This is a genomic window from Actinomadura livida (assembly GCF_014648675.1).
GTDB lineage: Bacteria > Actinomycetota > Actinomycetes > Streptosporangiales > Streptosporangiaceae > Spirillospora > Spirillospora livida.
Window position 1 is genome coordinate 579,482 of record NZ_BMRO01000004.1, and the last position, 9,987, is coordinate 589,468.

General features: G+C 70.1%; 10 protein-coding genes. 5 read left to right on the forward strand and 5 right to left on the reverse strand.

All coding sequences use genetic code 11. The annotated features are described in order from the left end of the window. A partial coding sequence (locus tag IEZ03_RS12515; RefSeq protein ID WP_189241188.1) for a hypothetical protein occupies nt 1-655 on the forward strand: 655 nt, incomplete at its 5' end. 336 nt (nt 656-991) lie between these two features. Here the strand turns inward: IEZ03_RS12515 and IEZ03_RS12520 are convergent. The 3 genes from IEZ03_RS12520 to IEZ03_RS12530 are packed head-to-tail and all read right to left on the reverse strand — an operon-like array spanning nt 992 to nt 4,038. After that, nucleotides 992-1,960, reverse strand: a complete 969-nt coding sequence (locus tag IEZ03_RS12520) for an AurF N-oxygenase family protein (protein WP_184888058.1) — start codon at nt 1,958-1,960, stop codon at nt 992-994. Nucleotides 1,961-2,020: 60 nt separating this feature from the next. Further along, nucleotides 2,021-2,884 carry an SDR family NAD(P)-dependent oxidoreductase gene (locus IEZ03_RS12525; RefSeq protein WP_184888056.1) on the reverse strand — a complete coding sequence of 288 codons (864 nt, stop codon included), beginning with the start codon at nt 2,882-2,884 and terminating at the stop codon, nt 2,021-2,023. Nucleotides 2,885-2,931: 47 nt separating this feature from the next. After that, on the reverse strand, nt 2,932-4,038 hold the full coding sequence (locus IEZ03_RS12530; RefSeq protein WP_184888054.1) for a ferritin-like domain-containing protein: 1,107 nt from the start codon (nt 4,036-4,038) through the stop codon (nt 2,932-2,934). Nucleotides 4,039-4,149: 111 nt separating this feature from the next. Between IEZ03_RS12530 and IEZ03_RS12535 the strand changes: the two genes are divergently transcribed. Further along, on the forward strand, nt 4,150-4,824 hold the full coding sequence (locus tag IEZ03_RS12535) for a TetR/AcrR family transcriptional regulator (protein ID WP_184888051.1): 675 nt from the start codon (nt 4,150-4,152) through the stop codon (nt 4,822-4,824). On the opposite strand, the gene IEZ03_RS12540 is transcribed toward IEZ03_RS12535, so the two are convergent. Beyond that, nucleotides 4,775-5,416 (reverse strand): TetR/AcrR family transcriptional regulator, encoded by a 642-nt coding sequence (locus IEZ03_RS12540; protein WP_229808241.1) that lies wholly within the window; start codon nt 5,414-5,416, stop codon nt 4,775-4,777. The genes IEZ03_RS12535 and IEZ03_RS12540 overlap by 50 nt on opposite strands. An 82-nt stretch (nt 5,417-5,498) precedes the next feature. On the opposite strand from IEZ03_RS12540, the gene IEZ03_RS12545 reads away from it, so the two are divergent. Both IEZ03_RS12545 and IEZ03_RS12550 read left to right on the forward strand, forming a co-directional pair. Then, entirely contained in the window at nt 5,499-6,962 is a 1,464-nt protein-coding gene (locus IEZ03_RS12545; RefSeq protein ID WP_184888048.1) for a flavin-containing monooxygenase, read from the forward strand. A 47-nt stretch (nt 6,963-7,009) separates the two neighbouring features. After that, entirely contained in the window at nt 7,010-7,390 is a 381-nt protein-coding gene (locus IEZ03_RS12550; RefSeq protein WP_184888046.1) for a nitroreductase family deazaflavin-dependent oxidoreductase, read from the forward strand. A 38-nt stretch (nt 7,391-7,428) separates the two neighbouring features. On the opposite strand, the gene IEZ03_RS12555 is transcribed toward IEZ03_RS12550, so the two are convergent. After that, nucleotides 7,429-8,634: a PucR family transcriptional regulator gene (locus IEZ03_RS12555; protein WP_184888044.1), complete on the reverse strand. Its 1,206-nt coding sequence runs from the start codon at nt 8,632-8,634 to the stop codon at nt 7,429-7,431. A gap of 489 nt (nt 8,635-9,123) precedes the next feature. Here IEZ03_RS12555 and IEZ03_RS12560 point away from each other — a divergent pair. Continuing rightward, the coding region (locus tag IEZ03_RS12560; RefSeq protein ID WP_229808242.1) for an ABC transporter ATP-binding protein at nt 9,124-9,987 on the forward strand (864 nt) is incomplete at its 3' end.

Below are 9,987 nucleotides of genomic sequence, written 5' to 3' on the forward strand. Positions count from 1 at the left end.
CAAGCTGCTGGCGGTGCTCGCCGCCTTCGCGGTGGCCGGAGCGGGCGTGTTCCTGGTGGTGCCCGGCCGGAGTCAGAGCGGCGGTGGCGGCAGCGACGCCGCGGCCGTGGCGCAGATGCCCGCCGGAGCGGAACATTCACCGGTGCGGCCGCGGGAGTTCGTGCGGAGCCTGCCGGCGCCGTGCGGGACGGTGTCGCGGGCGACCGTCGACCGGACCGTCCCGAAGGCGCGGCCGCGGCAGAGCGGGAACTCGACCCTGACCACGTGCACGTACTCCGCGGAGGGCTCGCCGTCCCGGTGGCTCCGCGTGGAGGCGCACCTGTACGCGCCGGACGACACCGCGACCCCGGTGGAGGACGCCGCGAACCTCTACGACGAGCGGTGGGAGCAGGCGCACGACGCGCCGCCCGTCCGCACGATCAGCCTCCGCAGCCATCAGGGCCTCGGGGACGAGGCGTACCGCTGGTTCAAGGCCGACGAGGCGGGCCCGGCGGTGATCGGGCAGGTCACGGCCCGCACCCGCAACGCGGTCCTCACCGTCAGCTACGGCGAGCACGCCCCCGGTGCGGCCGAGCGGCGGGATCTGGAGCGCGCGTGCCTGGACCGGGCCACCGCCGTCGCCCGCGAGGCCGTCGCCGCGCTAAATCATTTCTGACCTGAATCGGCCGATCATGGCATATTCTCTGTCAAGAGCTTCTAAGGTGATGGGCAATGGGGAGGGGTATGCCGATCATGCTCCCCGAACGAGGCCGGGTGATCGGCGTATTCGCGGCACCTGGGAGGAGGAGGTCGACGACGTGACCGTCCAATCGGTAGGAGTGTCCTGGGTATAGTTCCAGGTCAGTGACCCGCAACGTCGACGGGCCGCGGAGTGGACCCCCTCCGCGGCCCTTTCGTGTGCCGCCGCCCGGACCAACCCCCGCAGCATTTACGAACCATTTTCTAATACGAGATTCGGGCTGTCAGGATGAATGGCCCGGACTAGAACCGGTTACGGTTCCAGTAATCCGCCGCGCGCCCAGATGCCGCGCGCCCGCCCGTCCAGGAACCCGACCTCGTCGAAGAACGCGGTGCACCGGCGGAACGCCCACGCCATCGTCGCGCGCCGGTGCGGGCTGACCGCCGCCACCCGCCGCGCCAGCCGCGGATCCAGGCCCACCGCCGAATAGCACGACGGATGGACCAGCTGGCCGGTCATCACCCGCATCACGCGCGCCAGGCCCGCGGCCGCCATCCGCCGCCGCACCGCGGGCATCACCGCCACCAGCCGCTTCAGCTCCTCGCGGGCGTACTTGATGTGCCGCGCCTCCTCGATCACGTGGATCCGCGTCACCTGCCGCACCAGCGGCTGCACGTTCTCGTCCGGGAACGTCGTCCGCTGGAACGCGTCGGTGAACTCCTCCACGACGAGGGTCCCCGCGAACACCGGCATCGGGTCGTACACGGCCCCGAGCAGCTTCGCCAGGTGGAACTCCGCCGCGCGCGGGCGGTGCGTGCGCAGCCCGCACGTCCGGACCATCCGGCCGAACATCTTCGAGTGCCGGCACTCGTCGGCGATCTCCGTCAGCGCGTAGGCCACGTGGCCGCTGTCGTAGCGCTGCCGGTAGGCGTGCATCAGCAGCGCCTGCATCAGCATCATCTCCGACCAGATGCCGAAGGAGGCGATGCTGCACATCTCCCGCCTCGACAGCTCCACCCGCTGCCGGTGCGTCAGCCCGTCCCACAGCGGCGTCTCGTAGATCGAGATGAGCTGCGGCGGCATGTAGAACACGTCCGGGTCCTGCGGCGCGTCCCAGTCCACGTCCACGTCCGGGTCGAACGAATGCCTGCGCGACGTCCGCAGCAGGCGCTCGGCGACCACCTCGCGATGGGTCAGGTCCAGCGTGTGGTCGCCGTCGTCGCAGCGGATCACCGCCGTCCACGTACGGGGCCGGCCGTCTATCAGCACGTCGGGGGGCATCGATCCGTCTCCTCTCACCGATGGTGAGTCGTGGGAGGGGCCGCGCCCGGACGCGGGGCGCTAGCCGCGGGAGGTGGGGATTCTGGCCATGAGCCGCACCGCGGAGGGGGAGACCCTGGACAGGGTGTGCAGGAGGTGGCCCTCGAAGTTGACGGGGACCACGGCCTTGTTCTTGATGATGGCTTGGACGATCCGCTCGGCGACTTTCTCCGGCGGGTAGTTGCGGAGCTTGATGGCCTTCTTGGCGCTCTGCTGGAGGCGGGTGCGGGCGGACTCGTCGGCCACGGCGTAGGTTCCGTTGTCGACGAGGTCGGTGCTGACGAAGCCGGGGCAGACGGCGGTGACGCCGATGCGGCTGCCCGCCAGCTCGGCGCGCAGGCACTCGCTGAGCATCAGCACGGCGGCCTTCGTCGTGCAGTAGGCGGGCATGGCGCGCCAGGGGGCGAACGCGGCGGCGGACGCGACGTTGACGATGTGGCCGCCGAAGTTGGGCTTGTCGGGCTTGTTGGGGAGGCCGTGCACGCGGTCGTGCATCTGCTTGCCGAACAGGCGCGACCCGTGGATCACGCCGTACAGGTTGACGCCGAGGATCCTGTCCCAGTCGTCCAGTCCGGTTTCGAGGAACGGGCCGGCGACCGCGATGCCGGCGTTGTTGACGACGATGTCCGGGGCCCGGTGGGTCTCCTCCACCTCGGCGGCGAAGATCTCCATCGCGCCCGCGTCCGAGACGTCCACCTGGTAGGCGGTGCCGCCGGAGCCGACCGACTTGGCGAGGGTGATGGTGTGCTCCGCCGAAGGGAGGTCGATGTCGGCGGCGATGACGGTGGCGCCGCGGCCGGCCAGGGCCAGCGCGGTCGCGCGGCCGATTCCACTGCCGGCTCCGGTGACGACGGCGAGCGCTCCGTCGAAGTGGGCGAGTGGCATGCGAGACCTCCGAGCGGGCGTCCTGGACGGCGTTGGTCCAACCGTACTCAGCTCGCCGCGGCGTCCGCGATCACGGTGTCCACCTCGGCCTTGCGCGCCGCCTCCTCGGCGGCGAACCGCTCGGTGTCGAGCTTGTCGGCGATCTCCTCGTCCTGGTTCATCAGGGCGTCGAGGTCGGCCTTGGACATGTCCAGCACGCCCATGTCGTCGTAGGTCTTCTGGACGCGCTCGCTCCACAGGCCGATGTCCTTGACGCAGGGGACGATGCGGCTGAACAGGAGGCTCTGGAACATCCGCATGTACGGGGAGTTCTCCACCAGCTCGTCGACCTCCTTCGGGTCGATGCCGAAGTTGGTCCAGATCTCCCGGCCGCGGATGCGGTCGCGCATCAGGTAGCAGCCCTCGATGACGAAGTCCTCGCGCTCGCGGAGCTCGGCGGGCGACAGCTGCTTGTAGTAGTCGCGGAGGGCGAGCCGCCCGAACGCGACGTGGCGGGCCTCGTCCTGCATGACGTAGGCGAGGAGCTGCTTGGGGAGCGGCTTGGTGGTGATGTCGCGGATGACGCCGAACGCGGCGAGCGCGAGGCCCTCGATGAGGACCTGCATCCCCAGGTAGGGCATGTCCCAGCGGGAGTCGGTGAGGGTCTCGTTCAGCAGGTCCTGCAGCTTGGTGTTGATCGGGTAGATCATCCCGACCTTCTCGTGCAGGAAGCGCGTGAACAGCTCGACGTGGCGGGCCTCGTCCATCGTCTGGGTGGCGGAGTAGAACTTGGAGTCGAGGTCGGGTACCGACTCCACGATGCGGGCGGCGGTGACCATCGCGCCCTGCTCCCCGTGCATGAACTGGGAGAACTGCCAGGACGTGGAGTGCCGGCGCAGCTCGCCGCGCTCCTTCTCGGAGAGGCGGTCCCAGTACTTCGTCCCGTAGATGGCGAGGGACTGGTCCGGGACGCCCAGGGGGTCGTGCGGGTCGACTTCAAGGTCCCAGTCGATCCGCTTGGTGGAGTCCCACTGCTTGTCCTTGCCCTTCTGGTAGAGGGCGAGCAGGCGGTCGCGGCCGTCGTCGTACTCCCAGGTGAACCGGGCGTCGCCGACCATGGGGACGTTCCAGGTGGACGTGTCGACGGGCTCGGTGTAGAGGTCATGGGTCGACATGGGCGCTCCTCCCCGAGAGGCGCAGACGTACGGTGTACGTCCTGCGTACAATGTACGTACCGTGTCATGGCGCACTTATGGGTGTCAACGGCCCGGGGAAAGGCGGAACCGATGACGAGGAACGCGACCCCCGGCCCCGTGCGGCCGGTGCTGACCCGCGAGCGGATCGTGCTCGCCGCGGTCGCGCTGATCGAGCGGGAGAGCGCGGACGCGCTGTCGATGCGCCGGGTGGCGGCCGAGCTGGGCGTCGCCGTGATGTCCCTCTACAACCACGTGCCGAACAAGAGCGCGCTGCTGGAAGGCGTCGCCGAGCACGTCGTCTCGGGCCTGGAACTGCACGACGACCCGTCCGAGCCATGGCAGGAACGTGCGCGGGCCCTGGTGCGGGCCTTCCGGAAGGTCGCCCACGACAACCCGCGCTGCATGACGATCGTCCTCACCCACAAGATCGACACCCCGGTCGCGCTGCGGCCGGCCGAGCGCGCCCTGGCGCTGGCCGACGCGGCCGGGTTCGACGCCGAGACCGCCGTCCGGATCATGCGGGCGCTGCTCGCCTACGCGCTCGGCGCGCAGCTGCGCGAGGTCGGGATGAGCAAGATGCTCGGCCACCTCGCCGAGACGGGTGCGCAGGCGTGGTCCCGGCTGGACCCGGACGAGTTCCCCCACGTGCTCGCCTACGGGCCGGAGCTCGCCGGCGTCGACGCCGAGGCCGACTTCGAGTTCGGCCTCGACCTGCTCATCGGGGCGCTGGACCGCCTGCCCCGGCGTCCGCCACATAGGGGCTGAGGCCGTGCCAGCAGAAGTCGGTCATGTGGCGGGCCGCCTCGTGCGCCGACATCTCCGGCCGCCGGGCCCGCCACTGCGCCAGCCGCTCGCTCCCGCCGATGATGATCTCGGTGTAGGCGTCGATCGCGGCGGCCGGGGCGGACGGCGCGAACGTCGCCAGCACGCCCGCGATGAGCGTGCTCTGCTGCCGCCGCGTCGACTCGACGGCCTCGATGGTCTCCGCGGACGCGGCCATCGGCTCGCGCATCAGCATCGCGAACGACCTGCTGTGCGCGTCCATGAACTCGAAGTACGCGACCATCCCGCGCCACAGGATGTCCTGCGGGGTGGCGGCGCCCGCCATGGCCTTCTGGGTGACGTCGAGCAGCTCGGCCTTGGACCGGCCGACGCACGCCACGAGCAGCCCGTCCTTGGAGCCGAAGTACTCGTACAGCATCGGCTTGGAGACGCCGCAGCGCTCGGCGATCTCGTCCATCGAGGTGGCCTGGTAGCCGCGCTCGCCGAACACCTCCTCCGCCACGTCCAGCATCTGCCGCTCGCGCTCGGCGCGCGACATCCGCCGGCGCGGCGGGCGGGGTGTGGCGTCACTCACAGCGGAACCTTCCTGTTGGACCTACCGTCAGTAACCTACTCCAGGTAACTTACCGGAAGTAGGTTACGCGAGAGGATGGGTTATGAGCGAGCGCGCCCCGGCGATCGTCATCATCGGCGCCGGCTTCGCCGGTCTCGGCATGGCGATCCGGCTCAAGCAGAGCGGCTTCCACGACTTCGTCGTCCTGGAGAAGAGCGAGGCGCTCGGCGGGACGTGGCACGACAACACCTACCCGGGCTGCGCCTGCGACGTCCCCTCGCACATGTACTCCTTCTCGTTCGAGCTCAACCCCGGCTGGACGCGCATGTTCGCGCCGCAGCCCGAGATCCGCTCCTACATGGAGCGCACCGCCGACAAGTACCGCGTGCGCGAGCACATCCGCTTCGGCGCGGCCGTCGACGCGATGGAGTACGACGACGAGGCGCGGCGCTGGAACGTCACGCTCGCGGACGGGTCGACGCTGACGCCGAAGGCCATCGTGTCCGGCATCGGCGCCCTGCACGTACCGTCCTACCCGGACCTGCCGGGCATGGAGCGGTTCCGCGGCACCGCGTTCCACTCCGCCGAGTGGGACCACTCCTACGACCTCGCGGGCAAGCGCGTCGCGGTCGTCGGGACGGGCGCGTCCGCCATCCAGTTCGTCCCGCGGATCGCGAAGAAGGCCGCCGAGCTCGTCGTGTTCCAGCGGACGGCGCCGTGGATCCAGCCCAAGCCGGACGTTTCCATCCCCGCGCCGGTGCGTTCGGTCTTCACCAAGGTCCCGGGGGCCGCCCGCGCCTTCCGCAACGGGATCTACTGGACGCTGGAAGCCCGCGCCGTCGGCTTCACGATCGACCCGCGGCTGTCCGGCCCGCAGGAGTTCCTGGCCCGCCGGCACATCGCCCGGCAGATCTCCGACCCCGGGCTGCGCGCCAAGGTGACGCCGGACTACACGATCGGGTGCAAGCGGATCCTGCTGTCCAACGACTACTATCCCGCGCTCGCCCGCCCCAACGTGGAGCTGGAGACGTCCGAGATCGCGGAGGTCACCGAGAACTCCGTCGTCACCGCGGACGGCCGCGAGTACGAGGTCGACTGCATCGTCTACGGCACCGGCTTCAAGGTGACCGACGCCCTCGCCGACCTGCGCGTCACCGGGCGCGACGGCGTCAAGCTGCAGGAGATCTGGGCGAACGGGATCGAAGCGCACCGCGGCACCACCGTCCCGGGCATGCCGAACTTCTTCATGCTGCTCGGCCCGAACACCGGGCTCGGCCACAACTCGGTCGTCTTCATGATCGAGGTGCAGATCCAGCACGTCCTGAGCTGCCTGCGGCTGCTGCAGGAGCACCGCGGCGACGCGATCGAGCCGAAGCCGGGCGCGACCCGCCGCTTCAACGACCGGATGCAGAAGCGCCTGCGCCGCGCGGTCTGGAACGAGGGCGGCTGCAACAGCTGGTACCTGGACGACCAGGGAGTGAACCGCACACTCTGGCCGGGCCACACCTTCGAGTACTGGGCCGGCTCCCGCAAGGCCAAGCCCGAGGAGTACACCATCACCCGTTGACCCACCCGTCGACCGCATCGGCCGCGGCGGCGTGTTAGGGAAGAGGTATGGCGAAAGCGCTCATGCCCAGGGGGCTACGCAAGGTCAACAAGGTCTTCACCAACCGGATCCAGGGGGTCTACGCGCCTTACGTGCCGCCGCTCGCCGTGGTCGTGCACAAGGGGCGGCGGTCGGGGCGCGAGTACCGGACGCCGGTCACCGCGTTCCGGAGCGGCCGGACCCTCGTCATCGGGCTGCCGTACGGGGCGGACACCGACTGGGTCCGCAACCTGCTCGCCGAGGGGCGCGGCGGGGTGGAGCGGCTCGGGCGGGTCCGGCGGATCGCCCGCCCGCGCGTGCTCGCCGCGGACGAGGCGCGGGAGCTCCCCGCGGTGGGACGGGCCGCCGCCCGCTACATGGACGTCCTCGTCGCTGACATAGAGGACTGAGCTGACATAGAGGACTGAGCCGGCAGAGCCGGGCGGGGTCAGCCGCGGGGGTCGGTGCCGCGGCCGGGGTTGCGGCGGTTGCGCAGCCGGACGGCGCGCAGGGTGGCGTCGAGCGAGAACCGGGTGTCGGCGTCGTCCAGGCTGTCGCCCATGTAGCTCTCCAGCTGCCGGAGCCGGTACCGCACGGTCTGCGGGTGGATCTTGAGCCGCTCGCCGATGTCGACGGCCGTCGAGCGCGTGGTGACGGCCTCGGCGAGCGTCTCGACCAGCCGCCGGCGCTGCCCGTCGGACATCTCGCGCAGCGGCTCCAGGTGCCGGCGGGTGAGCTCCTCCACGAGCGGCGGGTCCGACAGCAGCCACATGGTCATCAGGTGGTCCTGGCAGGGGATGAGGGAGCCGTCCTTGATGACGCCCTCCTCGGCCAGGGCGAGGACGCGCCGCGCCCAGCGCAGCGAGTGGGTGGCCCGCTCCAGCGGGACGGTGAGGCCGACGACGCAGGTCGCGTCGGACAGGGCCGCGTGCAGCATGCCGTGGCGGGCCTCGGTCAGCGGCCCGGGGACGAGCAGGGCCGGTTCGGCGGAGTCGAGGTCCACCAGGACGTCGGCGTCCAGCGCGGCGCGGGTGCAGGGCGCCTCGGGGTGGACGGCGATGAGCGTGGCCTCCTCCGGGAGCGGCCACCAGCAGGTCGCCCTGGCGAGGTCCTCGATCGCTTCGGGCACGACCGCCGGCTGCTGGAGGATCAGGTGCAGGAGCCGCCGCCGGTCCTCGCGGCGGCGCACGTCGGCGTGCCCGGTGGCCTGCTGGTGGCCGAGCCGGATCTGGGCGACGGCCTCCTCCAGGTAGACGAGCATCGCGTCGACCGTGCTGGAGACGATCGACGTGGGGATCTCCTCGCGCTCGGCGATGACGACGGTGCGGCGCCAGGCGATGTGGAAGGCGATCCGGGTCGCGGCCTGGATGTGGTCCAGGTTGCGCCCCTCGATGGCCTCGAACTGCCCGACCGCGCGGCAGGTCTCGTCGCGCTGCGTGAGCTGCGCGCCGGGCTCGGTGAAGGTGTCCAGGAATCCGGCGAGGAGTAACTCGGTGCTGATCCGCAGAATCTGGTCATAGGCGGAATCGGCCGAGCGATTGTACTCCGGGATCGACTTCCGGATCTCGGTAACGACCTCCTGAGTGACGTCGGGCAGCTCCGAACGCAGCAGGCGGATGAAATCGGCGAAGATGGTTCTGCTCGTTTCAGACAATTCCAATGCCTGCGACATGGGTATGGGAAACCTCCGCATCGGGCCTGCTGGACACCGGCGCCGTGCTGCCCGCTCCGCAGCGGAACGGCGGCGCCGGCGGGGTGTGCCGAGCGGTGGCGGACACCCGTGGGGCGGGATCGAGGAACACTAGCGAACATAAAGTCGTCAGTGACCGCTGACAAGGCTTCCGGCCTGGATCGGCGCCGCAGAGCTGCTTCTTTGCGCGAGATGTGACAAAACCGCGGTCCGGATGCTGTCCCGTTGACAATCCCCTCCGCGGCGCGCGGGCCCGCGTCCCGCCGCCGGACGCCATGTTACCGCCAAGTAGTCACCGGCGACGGATCGGCGAAGATCGAATACTAAGCCGGTGACAATTTTCAAGACCATTGCCGAGAATGCCCAGGGAATCCTGCCGGTCGCTATTGAATTCCAGGTCTACTGGCCCGTAACGTCCTCGCTTGACCCGGCCGGACAGGGTGGTGATGGTCGTTGGGAATTAAAGTCGTGGTCGAAGGTCTGACGAAAGCGTTCGGACCGCAGACCATTTGGCGCGACGTCACGCTCACGCTGCCCGAGGGCGAGGTGAGCGTGCTGCTCGGTCCTTCGGGGACCGGCAAGACGGTGTTCCTCAAGTCGTTGATCGGGCTCCTCAAGCCCGAGCAGGGACGGGTGCTCGTCGACGGCGTCGACATGGTCAACGACCCGGATCGCAAGGTCTACGAGGCACGCAGGCGCTTCGGCCTGATGTTCCAGGACGGCGCGCTGTTCGGCTCGCTGTCGCTCTTCGACAACATCGCGTTCCCGCTGCGGGAGCACACCCGCAAGAAGGAGTCCGAGATCCGGCGCATCGTCCTCGAGCGCATGGAGATGGTCGGGCTGGCCGGCGAGGAGCGCAAGCTGCCCGGCCAGATCTCCGGCGGCATGCGCAAGCGGGCCGGGCTCGCCCGCGCGCTGGTGCTGGACCCCGAGGTCATCCTGTGCGACGAGCCCGACTCCGGCCTGGACCCCGTCCGCACGGCCTACCTGTCCCAGCTGCTCATCGACGTCAACGCGCGGATCGACGCGACGATGCTGATCGTCACGCACAACATCGAGATCGCCGCGACCGTCCCCGACAACATCGGGATGCTCTACCGCCGCGACCTGATCGCGTTCGGCCCCCGCGAGGCGCTGCTCACCAGCCAGGAGCCGGCCGTCGCGCAGTTCCTGCACGGCGACCCGCGCGGCCCCATCGGGATGTCGGAGGAGAAGGACGCCGCCGCGCTCGCCGCCGAGGCGAAGGCGGCGGCCTCCGCGGCGCCGCGCCGCCGCCGCACCATCGAGATCCCGCCGCAGCTGCGCCCGACCCCCCGG

Coding starts and splice junctions, on each gene's coding strand:
- IEZ03_RS12550 (WP_184888046.1), top strand. CDS start 7,010: ATGGCGAAAGCGCTCATGCCCAGGGGGCTACGCAAGGTCAACAAGGTC.
- IEZ03_RS12525 (WP_184888056.1), bottom strand. CDS start 2,884: ATGCCACTCGCCCACTTCGACGGAGCGCTCGCCGTCGTCACCGGAGCC.
- IEZ03_RS12535 (WP_184888051.1), top strand. CDS start 4,150: ATGACGAGGAACGCGACCCCCGGCCCCGTGCGGCCGGTGCTGACCCGC.
- IEZ03_RS12545 (WP_184888048.1), top strand. CDS start 5,499: ATGAGCGAGCGCGCCCCGGCGATCGTCATCATCGGCGCCGGCTTCGCC.
- IEZ03_RS12530 (WP_184888054.1), bottom strand. CDS start 4,038: ATGTCGACCCATGACCTCTACACCGAGCCCGTCGACACGTCCACCTGG.
- IEZ03_RS12520 (WP_184888058.1), bottom strand. CDS start 1,960: ATGCCCCCCGACGTGCTGATAGACGGCCGGCCCCGTACGTGGACGGCG.